Here is a 17,878-nt window from a genome sequence, read left to right on the forward strand (position 1 = left end):
CGGGCCTCAGGCGGAGGCGGTCATGCCGAGCGGGTCGTGGGCGACGGTGCCGCCGACGGAGGTGGCCAGGATCCGGATCGCGCCGATGCGGTCCGGCGAGATGCTGGTGGGGTCGGCGTCCAGCACGGTGAAGTCGGCCAGGTAACCGGGGCGGAGGACGCCCTTTCGGTCGCCGTAGCCCGTGGCGTGCGCGGAGCCGACCGTCCAGGCACGCAGCGCGGCGAGTGCCGTGACGCTCTCGTCCGCTCCATAGGGCGCGCCGGTCTCGGTGAGGCGCTCCACCATGGACTGCATCGCGGGCAGCGGGGCGCCGGGAGCGACCGGCCGGTCCGAGCTGCCGGGCACGACAATGCCCAGGTCGAGCAGGGAACGCAGCCGGTACGACCACGGGGTGCGCTGCGGCCCGAGCGCTGCCGCCATGGCGTCCCCGAAGGCGTACAGGAAGTTGTGCTGCGGCACGGGCACGGCGCGCAGCTCGGCGAAGCGGGCGAGCTGGTCGGGGCGTACGACTCCGGCGTGCTCGATCCGGTGGCGCACGTCGGGGCGTGGGTGGGCTCGTTGGGCGCGGGCGAAGGTGTCGAGTGCGAGGTCGACGGCCCGGTCGCCGATGGCGTGGGCGGCGACGGTCCAGCCGGCCCGGTGCGCGGCCACCACGGTGTCGGCCATTGCCTCCGGGTCGCCCTGGAAGTATCCGGTGGCGGACGTGTCGTGGGGGCAGCCGCAGAACGGTTCGGTGACGGCGGCGGTGCGGCCGAGCAGCGAGCCGTCGAGGAAGATCTTTACGGGTCCCAGCGAGAGCCTGTCGTCGCCGAAGCCGGTGCGCATGCCGAGGTCGAGGCCGAGGGTGATGGCGTCGTCGGCGTGAGCGGTGAGCGGGTGCAGCACGTCGGAGGCGGCCATCACCTGGGCCCGCGTATGCAACTGGCCTCCGTCACAGGCAAGTTGATAGGCGGCGAGCTCCACCGGACTGTGCCCGATCCAGCCGCCTCCGATGCCCGCTTCGGTGAAGCTGGTGATGCCCTCGGCGAGGTAGCGCCGGGTGGCGGCGCCGATGGCGTCGGCGAGGGCGGCCACGGGGTACGGCAGCACCTGGCGTTGGACGAGCTGCTGCGCGGTCTCTTCGAGAAGTCCGTTGGGCCGCCCGTCCGCGTTTCGGGCGACGACTCCGCCGGTGGGGTCGGCGAACCCGTCGGCGAGCGCTCCGGCCTTCTCCAGGACGGGCGAGTTGACGATGCAGGCGTGTCCGGAGGTGTGCTTGAGCCACACCGGGCGGCCGCCCGCGGCGCGGTCGAGTGCGTCGCGGTGCGGCTGGACGCCGCCGAGCTTGTGGTGGTCGAGCCCGGCGCCGATCACCCACGCGTCCTGCGGCCGGCCTTCCGCGTGGTCGGCGACGGCGGCGTACACCTCGTCCACCGACCGGGCCTTGGACAGGTCGAGCTGGGCGAGGGTGAGGCCGAACCACGCGGTGTGGCAGTGGGCGTCGTTGAATCCGGGGACGAGGGTGGCGCCGCCCGCGTCGAGGACGCGCCGCGCGGGCAGGGCTTCGACGTCCTCGTCGAGTCCAGCGATCCTGCCGTGCAGGACGCCCAGGCTGCGGGCGGTGGGCCGGTCGTCGTCGAGGGTGAGGATGCGCGCGTTGCGCACCAGCAGATCGAGAAGCATGGGGTGGGTCCGTCCCTCAGGCGAAGTGGTGCAGTTGGGCGAGGGGCAGTTCGGTGACGGCGTCGGTTCCGGTGGGGACGTCGTCGACCAGGACGGGAGCGGGCTCGCGCGGCACATGGACGCGTGGCGTGGCGGTGTTGTGCAGCATGTCGGCCCGGGTCAGTCCGCGTGCGCCGACGATCGGCGCGTACTGCAGACCCTGCGGGAGCGCGGCGCGGGCGGCCCGGTCCTCCAGGGCGGCCTGCGCGACGAAGATCCGGGACAGGCGTGCGGGGGCGTCGCCGAGTGCCCCGAAGTAGGGGCGGTAGGTGCGGGGCTGGGTCAGGCGGGTGGAGCCGGAGCCCGATCCCGTGTTGCCCCAGGCCACGAAGCCGCCCTTGACCACGAGTTCGGGCTTGGTACCGAACCAGGCGGGGTGCCACAGGACGAGGTCGGCCATGCGGCCCGGCTGGAGGGAGCCGACCTCGTGGGCCAGGCCGTGCGCGATCGCCGGGTTCAGGGTGATCTTCGCCAGATAGCGCAAGGCCCGTGCGTTGGCGGGGTGTTCCACTCCCCCGGCGCCGTTCGCGAGGGCCTGCACATGGGCGAGTTGCCAGGTCCTGCGCACGGTCTCGGCCATCCGGCCCATGCCCATGGAGTCGGAGTTGACGATGCTGATCGCGCCCAGGTCGTGCAGGGCGTTCTCGGCGGCGATGGCGTGGCCTCGGATGCGGCCCTTGGAGATCTCGATGTCGCTGGGCGAGTGGTGGTTCTGCCGGTGGACCGTCATCGTCATCGGGAACAGCTCGCCGACGGTGTTGGCGGTGTACGGAACCGTCGGGGTGGTCGACGAGGGAAGCACGTTGGGCTCGGAGAGAATCTCCAGAAGGTCGGGGTGACCGCCGCCGCCCTCGACGTGGTAGGCGTGCACGGTACGGCCGCGAGTGGCGCCGATGGTGTCGCGCAGATAGCCGGACTCGTTCATGGAGTCGGTGTGCATGGCGACGGGCAGGTCCGCCTGTTCCGCGGCGCCCAGGCACGTCTCGATGATGCGCGGGGTGGCGCCGAAGTCCTCATGGATCTTGAAGCCGCCGGCGCCCGCGAGTACGGATTCGTCGAGCAGGGCGCGCGAGGTGGAGGAGCCGCGGGCGAGGAAGGCGATGTTGAGCGGGGTGCCGCGCCAGGACGCCATCAGGGTGTGCAGGTTGTGCGCCGGGTTGCAGCCGATCTCCCACACTCCGCCGAGGCCCATGCCGACGAGCGTGGTGACTCCGGCGGACAGTGCGGCGGGTGCCACCTCGGGCGAGGAGAGGTGGACGTGGCTGTCCACGATGCCCGGGGTGGCGATCAGTCCCTCGCCCGGGATGACCGAGGTGTGGGAGTCGATGGCGAAGTCGACGTCCATGACATCCGGGTTGCCGACGCCGCCGACGGCGACGATCCGACCGTCCTTGATGCCGATGTCGGTCTTGCGGACGCCCAGCACCGGGTCCATCAGGACCACTCCCGCGACCACCATGTCGAGCGCGGAGTCCCGCTCGGAGCGCGGCGATGCGAGCAGTCCGTCGCGCACCGTCTTGCCGCAGCCGCCGAGCAGTTCGTCGCCCGGTGTGCCGTCGTCCTGTTCCACCTCGACCCACAAGCACGTGTCGCCGAGCCGGATCCGGTCGCCGGTCGTGGGCCCGTAGAGAGCGTTGTACGTGCGGCGGTCGACCTGCGTCATGACGCCTCCTCATGGCGTGCCGTCACCACGTCGACTTCTCGCACGGCACCGGGTTCGAAGGACAGAGCGGTGCCCGCCGGGATGTCGAGCCGCAGGCCCGCGGCGGCCTCGCGGTCGAGCTCCAGAGCCGCGTTCGCCTCGGCGAGCGGGTAGTGCGAGGACAGGTAGACGGTGCGGTCGCCGTTGTTTCGGATGGTCAGCCGCGAGCGGAGCCTGCCGGTGTTGATCAGGACCGGGTCGGGTGCGGTGCGGACGGCTCCCGGCCCGGGTCCGCCGCTCCCGCCCGTGGTGGAGATGGGGTGGTCGATCGCCACCAGGGACGTACCGCTCGGGAACAGGGCCTCGACCTGGATCGTGGTGACCATCTGCGGCACCCCGTCCATGACGTCGTCCTCGGTGAGGACCTTGCGGCCCGCCGCGATCACTTCGTCGAGGCTCAGGCCGTCCCAGGCGGCTTCGAGAACCTCGTCGCAGATCAGGGCGATCGACTCCGGCGCGTTCAGCCGGCGCCCGCGCGCCCTGCGGCGGCGCGCCAGTTCCGCGACGGTGAACAGCTGGATCCGCTCCAGCTCTCGAGGGGTCAAATGCACAGCTACCCGGCCCTCCATGCAGTGGAATTCCGGCCACGGCCTGCCGGACACTCCAAGAATTCACGGGGTCCGGCGCGAAGCCAACGTTGATTTGGCGCCGATGGGGCGGCCAGGATTGTGCACATGAACAGTGAGCCCGTCCTCTTCCCACCTCCTGATCCCCGGGTCACCGAGCTGGCCCGGCGCTGCCTCGAGGACATCGACAGCCTCGTCGGCCTGTGGGTGGACTGCGTACGGCCGGTCCGTGCCTCCTACGCGGACCGCGTCTCGGAGGAGGACTTCCGCGCCACGGCCTGGCAGGCGTTCGAGTACCTGCTGCGCAAGGTCGCCTGTCTGCCCCTGCCCGAGCGCATCGCCACGGTCTCCGAAGAGATCGGCGAGAGGCGCGCCCGCCAGGGTGTCGCTCTGGACTCCCTCCTCGCGGCGGCGCGCCTCGACTTCCGCGTCGTCTGGGCGGCTCTGGTCGACAAGGCGGGCGAGGAGGACAAGGCCGAGCTGGTGACGTCCGCGTACCACGTGTGGGAGGCCGTGGAGAAGCACGTCACCGGGATCATGACCGCGTACCAGCGCACCATCCTGGACATGGGACGCCGCGCGGCGGACGAGCGGCGCATGTGGTTCGCCCGGCTCCTGGACAGCGAGGGGCGCAATCCGACCGTGGTGCGGGACGCGGCGCTCGCCCTCGGCTTCCAGGCCGACGACCGCTTCCTGTGCGCGGTGGCGCCCCCGCAGCACGGAGCGGGGCTGCGCAGGACCGCGGCGGCGCTGCGCACGGCCGAGGCTCCCGTCCAGTTGCAGGAGGTCGCGTCGGACGTGGTCCTCACCGTGCAGCTCGGCCGGCGCACCACGGCGGAGACCGTGCTCGCGCTGCTCCAGGAGACCGCGTGCGGGGTCGCTTCCGCCGCGGCGGGGCTCGCCGCGGTGCCGCGTGCGGTGGTCCTCGCGACGGCCACGGCGCGCGTGCTGCCCGCGGACGCCGCGGGGCCCCGGCGCCTCGAGGACAGCTGGCTCGACGTCCTGGTGCACCGCGCCGAGGGCTTCGGACGGGATCTCGCCGACGACGTACTCAGCGGGCTCGACACGGAGGCGGTGCCCGCCGGCGAGACGAGGCGCCTGCTCGATACCGTACGGTCGCACCTGGCCGGGACGGGATCCGTCGCGGACACCGCGGCCGCCCTGTACTGCCATCGCAACACGATCCAGCAGCGGATCAACCGGTTCGCCGAGCTGACCGGCCGCGATGTGCGGCGCCCCGAGGACGCCGCCCTGGTGGCCCTCGCCCTGCGCGCCCGTGACCAGCACGAGAAGGACCACCGGCCATGAACAGCAAGCACGTCGCGTTCGACGACCTCGACCGCAAGATCGTCGCCGCCCTGATCGCCAACGCCAGGACGAGTTTCGCGGAGATCGGCGCGGCCATCGGCCTGTCCGCCACCGCGGTCAAGCGGCGCGCCGACCGGCTGCGGGAGAACGACGTCATCACCGGCTACACCGCCACGGTCCGGCCGGCCGCGCTCGGCTGGAGCACCGAGGCGTTCGTCGAGGTGTACTGCGACGGCGCGGCGCCGCCTCGTCGGCTCGCCGAAGTCGTGCGCAACCACCCGGAGATCACCTCCGCGATGACCGTGACGGGCGGCGCCGACGCGTTGCTGCACGTCAGGGCCACGGACGTCGGCCATTTCGAAGAGGTGCTCGAACGCATCAGGGCCGAGCCGTTCATCCGCAAGACGATCAGCTACATGGTCCTTTCCCATCTGCTGCCGGACAGTGCGGAGGCCGGCGCCCGCGAGCCCGCCCCGGACGACGCAGCAAACCAGCGCTGACCTCCCCATCTGCGCAGCATTACTGCGGACTCACGCATCCAAATGCTCTTGTCGAGCGCGACTGCCGCTTCCTACCGTGGAGACACCCTCTGATCGTTGTCCCGCTGGAAGCGGAGGTACCCGTCTGTGCCCAGGCGCTATCTGGTGTGCGAGCCTCGATACTTCGACGTTCAGTACGCCATCAACCCGTGGATGCGTGACGACGTGCGGGTCGACACCGCGCTCGCCATCGCGCAATGGCAGAACCTCATCGAGACCTACCGCGCGCACGGACACACCGTGGAGACCGTGCCACCCGTCCCGGGCCTGCCCGACATGGTGTTCGCCGCGAACTCGGCGCTCGTCGTGGCCGGCCGCGTCCTCGGCTCCTACTTCCATGCGGAGCAACGCCGCCCCGAGTCCGCGGAGTACGAGACGTGGTTCAAGGCGGCGGGCTACGACGTCCACCGCCCGGAGTCGGTCTGCGAGGGTGAGGGCGACCTCGTACCGGCGGGCCGCTACGTTCTCGCGGGCAGCGGATTCCGTACGACGCGTGCCGCGCACGACGAGGCGCAGGAGTTCTTCGGCGTACCGGTCATCGGACTCCGCCTGGTCGATCCGTACTTTTACCACCTGGACACCGCGCTGTTCGCCCTCGATCACCCCGGCGATCCAGATGATCCAGATGATTCGGACGGCGGCACCATCGCGTACTACCCGGAGGCGTTCTCGGCCGGGAGCCGCGAGGTGCTCACGCGGCTCTTCCCGAGCGCCGTGCTCGCCACCCGCGACGACGCGATGGCCTTCGGCCTCAACTCCGTCTCCGACGGCCGTCATGTCTTCGTCGCCCCGCAGGCCACCGGGCTCATCGCACAGCTCGCCCACCGCGGATACGTCCCCGTCCCCGTCGACCTCTCCGAGTTCCACAAGGCCGGCGGAGGCATCAAGTGCTGCACCCAGGAGATCCGTTCATGACTGTCGCCCCCGTCCAGGCCCCGCGTTCGTCGGCCGAGCTGATCAGCGCCGAGACGCCGGTGCTCGCGCACAACTACCACCCGCTGCCCGTGGTCGTCGCCCGCGCCGAGGGCACCTGGGTCGAGGACGTCGAGGGCCGCCGCTACCTCGACCTCCTCGCGGGTTACTCGGCCCTCAACTTCGGCCACCGCCACCCTGCCCTGATCGAGGCCGCCCACCGTCAGCTCGACCAGCTCACGCTGACCTCGCGCGCCTTCCACAACGACCGTCTGGCCGGCTTCGCCGAGGGCCTCGCGGAGCTGACCGGGCTCGACATGGTGCTGCCGATGAACACGGGCGCCGAGGCCGTGGAGAGCGCCGTCAAGGTCGCCCGCAAGTGGGCGTACGAGGTCAAGGGCGTCCCCGCGGACCGGGCGACGATCGTCGTGGCCGACGGCAACTTCCACGGCCGGACGACCACGATCGTCAGCTTCTCCACGGACGAGTCGGCCCGCGCCGGGTTCGGGCCGTTCACACCGGGCTTCCGCGTGGTCCCCTACAACGACCTGGCCGCGCTGGAGGCGGCGGTCGACGAGACGACGGCGGCCGTCCTGCTCGAACCCATCCAGGGCGAGGCCGGGGTGGTCATCCCGGACGACGGCTATCTCACCGGGGTACGCGATCTCACGCGGCGGGCCGGCTGCCTGTTCATCGCCGACGAGATCCAGTCGGGGCTCGGCCGCACGGGCCGCACGCTCGCCGTCGACCACGAGGCCGTACGCCCCGACATGCTGCTCCTCGGCAAGGCGCTCGGCGGCGGCATCGTGCCGGTGTCGGCGGTCGTCGCGGGGCGGGACGTCCTGGGGGTGCTGCGGCCGGGCGAGCACGGTTCCACGTTCGGCGGGAACCCGCTGTCCGCGGCGGTCGGCTCCGCCGTCGTCGACCTGCTCGCCACCGGTGAATTCCAGCGCCGGGCGGCGGATCTGGGCGAGGTGCTGCGTGCCGGGCTCGAAGCCCTGACCGGGAAGGGAGTCAAGGCCTTCCGGGCCCGCGGGCTGTGGGCGGGCGTCGACATCGACCCGGCCATCGGCACGGGCCGCCGGATCAGCGAACTCCTCCTGGACGAGGGCGTGTTGGTCAAGGACACCCACGGTTCGACGATCCGCCTGGCCCCGCCCCTGACCATCACCCGCGAAGAACTGGAGTCGGCGCTCGCCGCGCTGGGGAGGGTGCTGGGCTAGCCCCTGGACCCGGGCGCGATCGGCAGACCGGCCCGGCCACCGTCAGCGGTGGCCGGGCCGTGACCTCGGGCTTAGCGTGGAAAGGACCGCTGTCCCCGATCGAAATTGGTGTGTCGTCATGGCCGACAAGCCGACTGTCGTTCTGGTGCACGGGTTCTGGGGCGGCGCCGCCCACTGGGCCAAGGTCATCATGGAGCTGCACCACCGCGGCTTCGGCTCTCTGCACGCGGTGGAGAACCCCCTGACCTCCCTGGCGGACGACGCCGAACGCACCCGCAAGATGGTCAAGCAGGTGGACGGCCCCGTACTCCTGGTGGGGCACTCCTACGGCGGCGCCGTCATCACGGAGGCGGGCGACCTGCCGAACGTGACAGGCCTCGTCTACGTCGCCGCATTCGCGCCCGATGCAGGCGAGAGCCCTGGGCAGATCAGCCAGGAACTGCCGCCCGCGGCGATCGAGAACCTCGCACCCGACTCTGACGGCTACCTGTGGATCAAGCCGGACAAGTTCCACGAGAGCTTCTGCCAGGACCTGCCCGCGGACGAGGCCCTCGTCATGGCCGTCACCCAGAAAGCACCCCTGGCCTCGACGTTCGGGGACAATGTGACCGCCCCTGCCTGGCGGATCAAGCCGACGTGGTACCAGGTGTCGACGGACGACCGCATGATCGATCCGGCCAACGAACGCCGCATGGCCGAGCGGATGAGCCCGCGCGCCGTCATCGAACTCGCCGCAGGGCACGCTTCGTTGGCCTCGCAGCCGGGCCCGGTCGCCGACCTGATCGAAAAGGCGGCGAACGAACTCCCCGGCTAGCGGTTGGGCCGGCGCTCCGCAGCGGACCGACAGCGGCTCAGGCGGTCGTCGACAAGCCGCCCGATGCTTGATTGGCTTACGCCATGCGCATCGACCGACTCGACCACCTCGTCCTCACCGCGCACGACCTCGACGCCACGGTGGCCTTCTACACGAAGGTCCTGGGCATGGAGGCGGTCACCTTCCGAGGCGGCCGCCGTGCCCTGACCTTCGGCCACAGCAAGATCAACCTCCATGAGGCGGGCCACGAGTTCGAGCCGAAGGCGGCCCGCCCCACGCCCGGCAGCGCGGACCTGTGCCTGATCGTCGACGAGCCCGTCAAGCGGATCATCGCCGAACTGGCAAGCCACGGCGTCCCGTTGGAGGACGGACCGGTGGAACGCACGGGCGCCACCGGCCCCATCGTCAGCGTGTACGTGCGGGATCCGGACGACAACCTGATCGAGCTCAGCAATTACGTGGAAACGGCGGACCTGCACACATCCTGACCAGGGTCTTTCGTTTGGATCGGGGTGGATCAGGGATCAGGGAGCGGGGGCCTGGGGTCCTCTGCTCGAGCGAAGCCGCGAGCCCGGGGCAGTGCGTGCCGGACCCCGCGAGCCCGCGTGATCCGAACGAGAGGCCCTAGCGCTCCTCGCGCCCCACGTCCCGTACGAGATCCAGCGCCCTGCCCAGGGTGGTCAGACGGGCATCCAGGGTGTCGCCGGCCGGGTAGAGGCGGACCGTGTCGACACCCGCGGCGCTCCAGACCCGCAGGCGTTCGCGGACCATTGGCTCGGTGCCGATGAGGGTGGTGGCCAGGACCATGTCGTCGGTGATCAGTTCCGCCGCGCCGTCCCGGTCGCCGGCCTGCCACCGCGCGCGGACCTCGGCCGCCGTGTCGGCCCAACCCTGCCTGCTGTAGGCGTTGTTGTAGTAGTTGGTGGTCGCGGATCCCATGCCGCCCAGGCTGAAGGCCAGTTCCTTCTTGCGACCCGCGACCATCGCGCGCAGCGCGTCCTCGTCGTCCGCGAACGCCACCTCGGCGCCCTGGCAGATGTCCAGGTCGGACCGCTTGCGGCCGGCCGCGGCGAGCCCGGCGTCCAGATGGTCGAAGTAGGCCTCCTGCGCACCTTCCGGCACGAAACTCGTGCCGAGCCAGCCGTCTGCGACCTCGCCCGTGAGCCGCAGCATCTTGGGCGAGAGTGTGGCCAGGTAAACGGGCAGGTCGTGCTCGGCGCGCATCGACAGGCGCATCGGCTTCGCCTCGCCGCCGGGCAGCGGGAGGGTGAACTCCCGTCCCTCATAGGAGAGTTTCTCCCCCGCGACGGCCTGCCGGACGATCTCGACGGTCTCGCGCATACGGGACAGGGGCCGCGCGAAGGGGACGCCATGCAGCCCCTCGATCACCTGCGGTCCCGACGGTCCGAGTCCGAGCAGGAAGCGGCCCTCGGAGATGTTGGACAGGGTGATCGCCGCGCGGGCGATCGCGGCCGGGGTGCGCGTCGCGAGCTGGATGATCCCGGAGCCGAGCAGCATCCTCTCCGTGCGCGCCGCCAGATATCCGAGCGGCGAGGGCGCCTCCGAGCCCCACGCCTCGGCCACCCAGCAGATGTCCATCCCGAGCCGCTCGGCCTCGGTCACGAAGTCGACCGTCTCGCGCCAGCTGCCGCCCGAGGCCTCGATCGTCGTAGACGTACGCATCACTCGCCCCGCCCTTCCGGAGCCGGGCCGCCCTCGGCCAGGTCCTTGACCGCGTCGAGCGTGGCGGTGATGCTCCGCTCGAACTCCCGCAGCCGCACGAACACGATCTTCTGCTCCTTCTCCGGCATCGCGTCGATCGCATACGAGAGCCCGGAGCGGCCGGGGCCGAGCTGCATCCACTGGGCCAGCTCGGTGCCGCCGTCGTCGAGCGGGTTCAGGGTGAACTTCCATAGGGCGCTGGGCTGTTCGGGGTCCTCGACCGCCCAGGCGAACTCGCGTGGTGCCTCACACGCGACGACATACGAGGTGGTCTCCCACTCCCCCAGCGACTCGTGCTTGCTCCGCCCGAGGAACCGCGCGCCGAGCGTGGGGCCCGCCGCCGCGTCCAGCCAGGCGACCGACTGGAGTTCGGCGCTGAGCGCCGGCATCAGGTTGATGTCGGAGACGAACTCCCACACCCGCTCCGGCGACGCCTGAACCCTTCTGCGGACCTCGACCGTCGGTTTGTCGGCGTAGCGCGCGCCCGTCCACTCCATTGCCGGTTGCCTCTCCGTCTGCGGGAAGTTCACTGGGCGGATCCGTAAAAAAGCGACCCTGAGCATGAGAGTTGCGTAGATAGACTCACTCGTCAAGGGGTAACGCCGAAGGGCGGAACGACGGGGAGTCAGTCCGCGAAACGGGCCTTGATGTCGGGGCGCTCCGCGAGGCGGGGCGGATAGCCGGGGCCGAGGCGGGGCCGCGTGTTCTCGGCCGTCATGGGCTCCTTGCACTCGCTGCACACGACCTCGGCATGGCCCTCGTGGCCGCACCGGTCGTGGTGGAACACGACGGGCGGACCGGCCTCCCCCGCCAGCCAGCGGTCGCCCCAGCGGTTCATCGCGGCGAGCACGCCGAAGAAGTCGCGTCCCATGTCCGTGAGGACGTAGTCGTAGCGGACGGGCTCGTGCTGATAGGCGCGCTTCTCCATGAGCCCCTCGTCGACGAGGCGCCGGAGGCGGTCGGCCAGGGTGTTGCGCGCGATGCCGAGCTCCTCCTGGAACACGTCGAACCGCTTGATCCCGTAGAACGCCTCACGCAGGACGAGCGGCGTCCACCAGTCGCCGAGCAGGTCCATGGTGCGGGCGATGGAGCAGGGCCAGTTGGCAAAGGAGGTCCGCCTCATGCCGTCAGCATACGAGGGTCTCGGATTGAGACCCAGCAGTTCGGGCCCCGAGGACACTCCGGCAGCCGGCCGGTTCGGGCGTTCCGTACGGCTGTGGCACGTGACCTACGACGCAAACGCCCCGTCCCTGTTGTGGAGCCCGGCACGGAACTGATCCAGTGGCCGGGACCAGCCGGCGCGCGGCGCCGCACGAGGAGGGGACTCACCCATGACGTCCGGGTACTTCACGTCCGTCGACGATGTGTCCGCGCGGCTCGCCGCGACGGGCTACCTGGCGTCCCCCGCGGTGGCCACCACGGTCTTCCTCGCCGACCGCCTCGGCAAGCCACTCCTCGTCGAGGGTCCCGCGGGCGTCGGCAAGACCGAACTGGCCAAGGCGGTCGCCGAGGTCGCCGGCGCCACCCTCGTCCGGCTCCAGTGCTACGAGGGCGTGGACGAGTCGCGCGCCCTGTACGAGTGGAACCACGCCAAGCAGCTCCTGCGCATCACGGCGGGCCGCGACGAGTCGTGGGACGAGACGCGTACGGACATCTTCAGCGAGGAGTTCCTGCTTCCGCGCCCGCTGCTGACGGCGATCCGCGGCAGTGACCCGAAGGTGCTGCTCATCGACGAGACCGACAAGGCCGACGTCGAGGTGGAGGGCCTGCTCCTGGAGGTGCTCAGCGACTTCCAGGTGACGGTGCCCGAGCTCGGCACGATCAGCGCGACGCGCCGCCCGTTCACCGTCCTCACCTCCAACGCGAGCCGCGAGCTGTCCGAGGCGTTGCGCCGGCGCTGCCTGTTCCTCCATATCGGCTTCCCCGAAGAGGAGCTGGAGCGCCGGATCGTGCGGCTCAAGGTGCCGGGGCTCGACGAGGCGCTGGCGCAGGGCGTGGTGCGGGTGGTCGGCGCGCTCCGCGCCATGGACCTGCGGAAGGTGCCGTCGGTCGCGGAGACCATCGACTGGGCCCGCACACTCCTCGCCCTCGGCGCCGGAACGCTCGACGAGCAGGTTGTACGCGACACGCTCGGCGTCGTCCTCAAGCATCAGGAGGACGTGCTGAAGGCGGCGGCCAAGCTGGACCTGGACGCCGTGTGAGCGCGACGGCGGCCGGCGTCCCGGAGCGGCTCACCGCGCTCGTGCAGGCGCTGCGCTCGCACGGCGTCCGGATCGGCACCGGCGAGACCGTCGATGCCGGGCTCGCCGTCGAGGCGCTCGGCCTGACCGACCGCGAGCATCTGCGGGAGGGCCTGGCGGCGGCGCTGCTGCACAGCGAGGGGCAGCGGGCCGTCTTCGACCCCGTCTTCGATCTGTACTTTCCCCGGAGTGTCGGCGCCCCGCAGGACACACGGCACGAGCCGAGCCCGGGGAGTCCGTGGCAGGACTCCGACACGGCCGACCTGCGCGAGCGGCTCGCCGCCGCGCTCGCCGCCAACGACCAGGAGTTGCTCGACCAGTTGGCGGCCGAGGCGGTGGACGGCCTCGGCGGCTACGGCACCGCGAACGGGGCGGGCGGCTCGGGTGGGTCCGGGGGATCGGGTCCGTCGGGCCGCTCGGACGGCTGGTCCTCGCACCAGACGCTCGCCCGGCTGCGCCCGGAGACCCTGCTCGCCCGGATCCTCGCCGGGATCCGGGCCGGGGCCACCGGCGACGACGAGTTCACCGACCGGCTCCAGGCGGACGAGATCCGCCGCCGCATCCAGGCGTTCCGCGGACGCGTGGGCAGCGAGGCGCGGCGCCGGGTCGCCGAGCGTCGCGGCACCGACGAGATCGCCCGCCGCGCCATCGCACCGACCGCCGACCGTGTCGACTTCCTCATCGCGGGCCGCGCCCAGCTGGACGAGCTGCGCCGGGCGGTTCAGCCCCTGGCCCGCAAGCTGGCCACCCGCCTCGCCGCCCGCAGGCGCCGGGCCGCGCGCGGGCGGATCGACCTGCGCCGCACGCTCCGCGGGTCCCTGTCGACGGGCGGCGTCCCGATGCGGCCCGTGCTGCGCCGCCGCCGTCCGGCCCGCCCCGAACTCGTCCTCCTGTGCGACGTGTCCGGCTCGGTCGCGGGGTTCGCCAACTTCACGATGCTGCTGGTGCAGGCGCTGCACGACCAGTTCAGCAAGGTGCGGGTGTTCGCCTTCGTCAACCGCGTCGACGAGGTGACCGACCTCATCGGCCGCGACACCGCCGGGCCCGAGGGACTCAGTGCCCGCATCCTGACGGCGGCGGCCGTGACCGGCTGGCACGGGAGCAGCGACTACGGCACCTCACTCGGCGAGTTCGCCGAGCGGTACACCGACGCGGTCGGCCCGCGCAGCACCGTCTTCGTCCTGGGCGACGGCCGTACGAACATGAGCGACCCCAACACGGGGGCGCTGCGGGACGTCGCCGGGCGCGCCCGCAAGGTGTACTGGCTCAACCCCGAACGGCGCTCGCTGTGGGACACCGGCGACTCGGCGGCAGACGCATACGCGGAGATCGTCGAGATGTATGAGTGCCGCAACGCCCAGCAGCTGAGCGCGCTCATCGCGCGGCTGCTGCCTGTTTGAACGCTGTTCGCGGCGACGGGGAAACGGTGCGCGCCGGGGCGAGACGTGCGTACCGGAGTCAGCGGTGACCGGCGGAGTCAGACATGTGCGAGGAGCCTGTCCAGAGGGCGTGGAACGCGGTCGAGGTCGAGCCGTTCCACGAGTGAGCGCGCGTACTGCGTCTTGCGGCCGCTGTGCGTCCCCATGAACCGGCGCAACTGCCGCTCCACGCCCCGGTCCCGCTGCGCCGGCTGCTTCTGGAAGGTGCGGAATGACCTCAAGTCGCCTTCGACGTCCAGGACTTCCTGCACGGTGTCCGCGCCGAGGCCGCGGATCAGCTCGTCCTCCAGGTCCGCGACACACACGTAGAAACCGAGCTGCTCCATGTCGGCGTGGGTGAGGTGGGGGCGCGGGCCGGTCCGCTCGAGAACGCTGCGGAAGTAGTGCTCCTCCCCCGCGTCGCACAGCCCGGCGATAGTGACGTCGAGCCCGTCCGGGCCGCACACGGCGAGGAATCTCCCGATGCTCATCGCACCACCGAGCGGCAGCACCGCGACACCCTCCTGGTCGAGGCCGCGTCCACGCCGCCGGGCCAGCGCCTCGACGGCGACCAGGTCGCTCTCCCCCTCGACCAGGACGACCTTGCGCACACCTGCCGCGACGGCCAGCTCGCGGGCCGCCTCCGCGGCGGGCCCGTCGCCTCCTCCGCGTGCCGCCCACGCTCCGGCCGCCCGACGGAACCGCCTCATCTCGTCCACAGGCCCAGTTTCGCAGGGCACGGGGTGTCCCCGTCCAGCGAATTAGCTCACACGTTCGAATCTAGGAGTACGCTGACCTCATGGCAACGCACCAACTCCAGGGGTCCCTGTTCGACCAGAGCGACGACGTGCGACTGCGCCCGCTGGACGGGGTCCGCAGGACCGCACTCGGCGACGGCGCCTGGATCGACCTGCTGCCGGGCTGGCTGACCGGCGCCGACGCCCTGTTCGAGCAGCTGGCCACGGACGTGCCCTGGAAGGCCGAGCGGCGACAGATGTACGAGAGGGTCGTGGACGTGCCGCGCCTGCTCGCCTTCTACGGCGCGGGCGAGCCGCTACCGCACCCCGTCCTCGACGAGGCGCGGCAGACACTGTCGGCGCACTACGCGGCCGAGCTCGGCGAACCCTTCACCACGGCCGGGCTGTGCCACTACCGCGACGGGCGTGACAGCGTCGCCTGGCACGGCGACCGCATCGGCCGCGGCGCCCGCGAGGACACCATGGTCGCCATCTTGTCCGTGGGTGCGCCGCGTGACCTGCTGCTGCGCCCGCGCGGTGGCGGCAGCGTGGTCCGCCGGCCGCTGGGCCACGGCGACCTGATCGTGATGGGCGGCTCCTGCCAGCGGACGTGGGAGCACGCCATCCCGAAGACGACGCGGGCCGCGGGCGGACGGATCAGTGTCCAGTTCCGGCCGCACGGGGTGCAGTGACCCCGCGAGGCCGCCCGGATGCCAGGATCCCTGCCATGACGGACACGAACGAACTCACGGTGCGCCGGCGCGCCGACGCCGATCTGCCCAGCTGCGTCGAGGCGCTCGCAGGAGTCCAGGCGGCCGACCGCTATCCGGTGGACTGGCCCGCCGATCCGGCGGGCTGGCTGACCCCGCACGGGATGACCGACGCATGGGTCGTCGTGGCGGGCACCGATGTCGTCGGGCACATGGCGCTCACCCCGCCGGGACCTGCCCTGGCCTCTGCTGCGGGGCTGCCCGAGCGGCGCCTGGTGGCCGTGGCTCGGCTCTTCGTCAGCACCGGCGCCCGGCGGCACGGGGTGGCCGCCCTGCTGCTCACCCGGGCGATCGAGACCGGCGCCGCCCGCGGGCAGACACCGGTCCTGGAGGTCGAGACGGCCGCGAGCGCCGCCGTCGGGCTCTACGAGCGCGCGGGCTGGCGCTACGCCGGCACGTCCACCGCCGACTGGACGACCGCCGACGGCCGGCTCGCCCGGATGCGCGCGTACGTGGCGCCTCGGATCTCATGAACTCCTCGTATCCCGTGAGCTTCTGACGATGAATTGGGCAACCGCGCGGGCTTCAAGGTCCGGCCCGTCAGTCACCCCGGCCGGGCCACCGCCCGACGCGGCTCCGGCGGCGATCAGGACTCGTAGCGACGGCAACGGACAAACCTTGACATCCGTTCGACCGGCTCTTTACGGTCGGCCGTGGATCTTGAGCGTTCACGGCTCGGCACAGAGCGAGCCGGGAGCAACCTTGTCTCCGTCGTCTTCGACACCCACCACACCGGCGCGCGCCCGCCGCACCCCACGCCGGGCCACCGCCGACGGCCCGCCCACGACGAGCAGGACTGCCATGGCCACACCTTCACACGCCGGCGACTCCCCCGAGCGCGACGCGTTCCACCCCGACCTTTCGGACCATGACGCGCCACCGCCGCTCCGCGCCCGGCTCCACCACATCCGCGCGGGCGAACTGGACGGCGACACCGCGCAGACCGGCGGCATGCGGCGGTTCGCGGCGATCAGCGGGAGTACGGTCGGCTCCGAGCGCATCTGGATGGGCCAGACACACGTGGCCCCCGACACCGCCTCCTCCAATCACCACCACGGCGCCTCGGAGACGGCAATCCATGTCGTGAAGGGCCACCCGGAGTTCGTGTTCCTGGACGACTCCAGCGGCGCCCCCGAAGAGATCCGGCTGCGCACAGCACCGGGCGACTACATTTTCGTGCCGCCCTACGTCCCGCACCGCGAGGAGAACCCGAGCCCGGACGAGGAGGCGGTCGTGGTGATCGCGCGCAGCACGCAGGAGGCGATCGTCGTGAACCTGCCGGAGCTGTACGTACTCGACCAGGATTCCCCTTCCCCGGCAGACAACTGACGCCACGTCACCATCGTGGTCACAGAGGCGGATCGGGGCGGAGATGTGCCCGGAGTGCGCGTGCCATCCGGTCCGCCTCACCGTCCGTCACCCACTCCTCCTCCGGCCGGCCGAGCATCGCGAAGACGCCGGGACCGCGGCGCTCCTGCGGGAGGTCTGGCGGTCGGGGCACTACGTGGAAGTGCACGTGCGAGAAGCCTTCGGCCTCGGCGAACTGCGCCACGTAGGTCTTCTCGCAGCCGGTCACGCTCCGCAGCGCGCGGGAGAGCCTGACCTGCCAAACGCCCAGCGTCGCGGCCTGCGCGTCGGTGAGGTCGTGGACGGCCGTGACGTGGCGTCGCGGCAGCAGCACCAGCCAACCGGGCAGCGCCGTTCCGACGGCGTGGACCACCCGCCAGTGCTCGTCGAAGGCGATGCGTTCGCGTGGCGGCAGACCGGCGAACTGCGCTTCCTTGCCGCACGGGTAGCAGTCGTGATCCGTCATGCCGGGGATCCTAGGAGCCCGATCCGCGCCCTCGCACCCCCCTTACGCAAGGGGGTGACGTCCGAGGTGATGGTCCGCGAGGTTCAGCGCCTCGCTCACCAGGCGTCGCAGATGCCCGTCGGGCAGCGCGTAGATCATGCGGCGACCCTCCTTGCGGACGGTCACCAGGCCCGCGAGACGGAGTCTCGCCAGATGCTGGCTGACGGCGGGGCGAGCCGCGCCGCACGCCTCGGTGAGCGTCGTGACGTCCGCCTCGCCCTTGCCGAGCGTGTGCAGCAGTACGAGACGCGTGCGGTCGGCGAGGAGGCCGAGGAGGTCCGCGGCGTATGTCAGTTGCTCGCCGCTCGGGTCTTGCGGGTGCGCACCGTGCGCAGGTGACAGGTGCATGCGTGCGCTCATACGCACATAATGGA

Annotated in this window: 21 protein-coding genes; 11 read left to right on the top strand and 10 right to left on the bottom strand. The window is 71.5% G+C overall.

Translation table 11 applies throughout. The features are described from left to right. Positions 1 to 6: 6 nt before the first annotated feature. From OG698_RS04800 to OG698_RS04810, 3 genes are read right to left on the bottom strand one after another with little or no spacing between them, the layout of a single operon-like run. Positions 7 to 1,662, bottom strand: a complete 1,656-nt coding sequence (locus tag OG698_RS04800; protein ID WP_406101616.1) for an amidohydrolase — start codon at positions 1,660 to 1,662, stop codon at positions 7 to 9. Positions 1,663 to 1,678: 16 nt separating this feature from the next. After that, on the bottom strand, positions 1,679 to 3,364 hold the full coding sequence (locus OG698_RS04805; RefSeq protein WP_406101617.1) for an urease subunit alpha: 1,686 nt from the start codon (positions 3,362 to 3,364) through the stop codon (positions 1,679 to 1,681). Continuing rightward, the gene (locus tag OG698_RS04810) at positions 3,361 to 3,954 is read right to left on the bottom strand and encodes an urease subunit gamma (protein ID WP_406101618.1); all 594 of its coding nucleotides are present in this window, start codon (positions 3,952 to 3,954) and stop codon (positions 3,361 to 3,363) included. The genes OG698_RS04805 and OG698_RS04810 overlap by 4 nt, the downstream gene beginning before the upstream one ends. Positions 3,955 to 4,077: 123 nt before the next feature. On the opposite strand from OG698_RS04810, the gene OG698_RS04815 reads away from it, so the two are divergent. From OG698_RS04815 to OG698_RS04840, 6 genes are all read left to right on the top strand, one after another. Further along, complete coding sequence (locus tag OG698_RS04815) at positions 4,078 to 5,277, top strand: helix-turn-helix domain-containing protein (protein ID WP_406101619.1); 1,200 nt, start codon at positions 4,078 to 4,080, stop codon at positions 5,275 to 5,277. Further along, complete coding sequence (locus tag OG698_RS04820; protein ID WP_326772081.1) at positions 5,274 to 5,777, top strand: Lrp/AsnC family transcriptional regulator; 504 nt, start codon at positions 5,274 to 5,276, stop codon at positions 5,775 to 5,777. Before OG698_RS04815 ends, OG698_RS04820 begins: the two co-directional genes overlap by 4 nt. Positions 5,778 to 5,921: 144 nt before the next feature. Beyond that, a complete protein-coding gene (gene ddaH / locus OG698_RS04825; RefSeq protein WP_406101620.1) occupies positions 5,922 to 6,731 on the top strand; it encodes a dimethylargininase in 810 nt (269 codons plus the stop codon). Next, positions 6,728 to 7,951: an ornithine--oxo-acid transaminase gene (rocD, locus tag OG698_RS04830; RefSeq protein ID WP_326772083.1), complete on the top strand. Its 1,224-nt coding sequence runs from the start codon at positions 6,728 to 6,730 to the stop codon at positions 7,949 to 7,951. The genes ddaH and rocD overlap by 4 nt, the downstream gene beginning before the upstream one ends. A 118-nt stretch (positions 7,952 to 8,069) precedes the next feature. Continuing rightward, complete coding sequence (locus tag OG698_RS04835) at positions 8,070 to 8,765, top strand: alpha/beta hydrolase (protein WP_406101621.1); 696 nt, start codon at positions 8,070 to 8,072, stop codon at positions 8,763 to 8,765. 83 nt (positions 8,766 to 8,848) lie between these two features. After that, positions 8,849 to 9,253, top strand: a complete 405-nt coding sequence (locus OG698_RS04840) for a VOC family protein (protein WP_406101622.1) — start codon at positions 8,849 to 8,851, stop codon at positions 9,251 to 9,253. A gap of 136 nt (positions 9,254 to 9,389) precedes the next feature. Here the strand turns inward: OG698_RS04840 and OG698_RS04845 are convergent, their stop codons facing one another. The 3 genes from OG698_RS04845 to OG698_RS04855 all read right to left on the bottom strand — a co-directional run bounded on the left by OG698_RS04845 (position 9,390) and on the right by OG698_RS04855 (position 11,610). After that, complete coding sequence (locus OG698_RS04845) at positions 9,390 to 10,448, bottom strand: LLM class flavin-dependent oxidoreductase (protein WP_100593280.1); 1,059 nt, start codon at positions 10,446 to 10,448, stop codon at positions 9,390 to 9,392. Beyond that, positions 10,448 to 10,984: an SRPBCC family protein gene (locus tag OG698_RS04850; RefSeq protein ID WP_406101623.1), complete on the bottom strand. Its 537-nt coding sequence runs from the start codon at positions 10,982 to 10,984 to the stop codon at positions 10,448 to 10,450. Before OG698_RS04850 ends, OG698_RS04845 begins: the two co-directional genes overlap by 1 nt. A 128-nt stretch (positions 10,985 to 11,112) precedes the next feature. Then, entirely contained in the window at positions 11,113 to 11,610 is a 498-nt protein-coding gene (locus OG698_RS04855) for a winged helix-turn-helix transcriptional regulator (RefSeq protein ID WP_406101624.1), read from the bottom strand. Between the two features lie 208 nt (positions 11,611 to 11,818). Between OG698_RS04855 and OG698_RS04860 the strand changes: the two genes are divergently transcribed. Then, complete coding sequence (locus tag OG698_RS04860) at positions 11,819 to 12,688, top strand: AAA family ATPase (RefSeq protein ID WP_406101625.1); 870 nt, start codon at positions 11,819 to 11,821, stop codon at positions 12,686 to 12,688. After that, positions 12,685 to 14,127, top strand: a complete 1,443-nt coding sequence (locus tag OG698_RS04865) for a vWA domain-containing protein (protein WP_406101626.1) — start codon at positions 12,685 to 12,687, stop codon at positions 14,125 to 14,127. Before OG698_RS04860 ends, OG698_RS04865 begins: the two co-directional genes overlap by 4 nt. 77 nt (positions 14,128 to 14,204) lie before the next feature. Here the strand turns inward: OG698_RS04865 and OG698_RS04870 are convergent, their stop codons facing one another. Beyond that, positions 14,205 to 14,855 (bottom strand): TOPRIM nucleotidyl transferase/hydrolase domain-containing protein, encoded by a 651-nt coding sequence (locus tag OG698_RS04870; protein WP_406110847.1) that lies wholly within the window; start codon positions 14,853 to 14,855, stop codon positions 14,205 to 14,207. An 89-nt stretch (positions 14,856 to 14,944) separates the two neighbouring features. Here OG698_RS04870 and OG698_RS04875 point away from each other — a divergent pair, with 89 nt between their 5' ends. Both OG698_RS04875 and OG698_RS04880 read left to right on the top strand, forming a co-directional pair. Continuing rightward, positions 14,945 to 15,574: an alpha-ketoglutarate-dependent dioxygenase AlkB gene (locus OG698_RS04875; RefSeq protein ID WP_399971743.1), complete on the top strand. Its 630-nt coding sequence runs from the start codon at positions 14,945 to 14,947 to the stop codon at positions 15,572 to 15,574. Between the two features lie 35 nt (positions 15,575 to 15,609). After that, positions 15,610 to 16,125, top strand: coding sequence for a GNAT family N-acetyltransferase (locus OG698_RS04880; RefSeq protein WP_406101627.1), 516 nt, complete (start codon positions 15,610 to 15,612; stop codon positions 16,123 to 16,125). A 195-nt stretch (positions 16,126 to 16,320) separates the two neighbouring features. On the opposite strand, the gene OG698_RS04885 is transcribed toward OG698_RS04880, so the two are convergent. Then, the gene (locus OG698_RS04885) at positions 16,321 to 16,455 is read right to left on the bottom strand and encodes a hypothetical protein (protein WP_406101628.1); all 135 of its coding nucleotides are present in this window, start codon (positions 16,453 to 16,455) and stop codon (positions 16,321 to 16,323) included. Between OG698_RS04885 and OG698_RS04890 the strand changes: the two genes are divergently transcribed. Further along, positions 16,454 to 16,981, top strand: coding sequence for a cupin domain-containing protein (locus OG698_RS04890; RefSeq protein WP_406101629.1), 528 nt, complete (start codon positions 16,454 to 16,456; stop codon positions 16,979 to 16,981). The two genes, OG698_RS04885 and OG698_RS04890, sit on opposite strands and share 2 nt — an antisense overlap. A gap of 19 nt (positions 16,982 to 17,000) precedes the next feature. On the opposite strand, the gene OG698_RS04895 is transcribed toward OG698_RS04890, so the two are convergent. Both OG698_RS04895 and OG698_RS04900 read right to left on the bottom strand, forming a co-directional pair. After that, the gene (locus tag OG698_RS04895; RefSeq protein WP_406101630.1) at positions 17,001 to 17,465 is read right to left on the bottom strand and encodes an HIT family protein; all 465 of its coding nucleotides are present in this window, start codon (positions 17,463 to 17,465) and stop codon (positions 17,001 to 17,003) included. 42 nt (positions 17,466 to 17,507) lie between these two features. Continuing rightward, positions 17,508 to 17,864 carry an ArsR/SmtB family transcription factor gene (locus OG698_RS04900; RefSeq protein WP_406101631.1) on the bottom strand — a complete coding sequence of 119 codons (357 nt, stop codon included), beginning with the start codon at positions 17,862 to 17,864 and terminating at the stop codon, positions 17,508 to 17,510. Positions 17,865 to 17,878 lie beyond the last annotated feature (14 nt).

Origin of the sequence: Streptomyces sp. NBC_01003 (genome assembly GCF_045162695.1) — a bacterium.
Taxonomy (GTDB): domain Bacteria; phylum Actinomycetota; class Actinomycetes; order Streptomycetales; family Streptomycetaceae; genus Streptomyces.

Bases quoted from the DNA above. Each gene is read 5' to 3' on its own strand.
- OG698_RS04805 (WP_406101617.1), bottom strand. From the start codon at position 3,364: ATGACGCAGGTCGACCGCCGCACGTACAACGCTCTCTACGGGCCCACG.
- OG698_RS04875 (WP_399971743.1), top strand. From the start codon at position 14,945: ATGGCAACGCACCAACTCCAGGGGTCCCTGTTCGACCAGAGCGACGAC.
- rocD (WP_326772083.1), top strand. From the start codon at position 6,728: ATGACTGTCGCCCCCGTCCAGGCCCCGCGTTCGTCGGCCGAGCTGATC.
- OG698_RS04815 (WP_406101619.1), top strand. From the start codon at position 4,078: ATGAACAGTGAGCCCGTCCTCTTCCCACCTCCTGATCCCCGGGTCACC.
- OG698_RS04890 (WP_406101629.1), top strand. From the start codon at position 16,454: ATGGCCACACCTTCACACGCCGGCGACTCCCCCGAGCGCGACGCGTTC.
- OG698_RS04845 (WP_100593280.1), bottom strand. From the start codon at position 10,448: ATGCGTACGTCTACGACGATCGAGGCCTCGGGCGGCAGCTGGCGCGAG.
- OG698_RS04840 (WP_406101622.1), top strand. From the start codon at position 8,849: ATGCGCATCGACCGACTCGACCACCTCGTCCTCACCGCGCACGACCTC.
- OG698_RS04880 (WP_406101627.1), top strand. From the start codon at position 15,610: ATGACGGACACGAACGAACTCACGGTGCGCCGGCGCGCCGACGCCGAT.
- OG698_RS04850 (WP_406101623.1), bottom strand. From the start codon at position 10,984: ATGGAGTGGACGGGCGCGCGCTACGCCGACAAACCGACGGTCGAGGTC.
- OG698_RS04835 (WP_406101621.1), top strand. From the start codon at position 8,070: ATGGCCGACAAGCCGACTGTCGTTCTGGTGCACGGGTTCTGGGGCGGC.
- OG698_RS04820 (WP_326772081.1), top strand. From the start codon at position 5,274: ATGAACAGCAAGCACGTCGCGTTCGACGACCTCGACCGCAAGATCGTC.
- OG698_RS04870 (WP_406110847.1), bottom strand. From the start codon at position 14,855: ATGAGGCGGTTCCGTCGGGCGGCCGGAGCGTGGGCGGCACGCGGAGGA.
- OG698_RS04860 (WP_406101625.1), top strand. From the start codon at position 11,819: ATGACGTCCGGGTACTTCACGTCCGTCGACGATGTGTCCGCGCGGCTC.
- OG698_RS04900 (WP_406101631.1), bottom strand. From the start codon at position 17,864: ATGAGCGCACGCATGCACCTGTCACCTGCGCACGGTGCGCACCCGCAA.
- OG698_RS04855 (WP_406101624.1), bottom strand. From the start codon at position 11,610: ATGAGGCGGACCTCCTTTGCCAACTGGCCCTGCTCCATCGCCCGCACC.
- OG698_RS04800 (WP_406101616.1), bottom strand. From the start codon at position 1,662: ATGCTTCTCGATCTGCTGGTGCGCAACGCGCGCATCCTCACCCTCGAC.
- OG698_RS04885 (WP_406101628.1), bottom strand. From the start codon at position 16,455: ATGGCAGTCCTGCTCGTCGTGGGCGGGCCGTCGGCGGTGGCCCGGCGT.
- OG698_RS04895 (WP_406101630.1), bottom strand. From the start codon at position 17,465: ATGACGGATCACGACTGCTACCCGTGCGGCAAGGAAGCGCAGTTCGCC.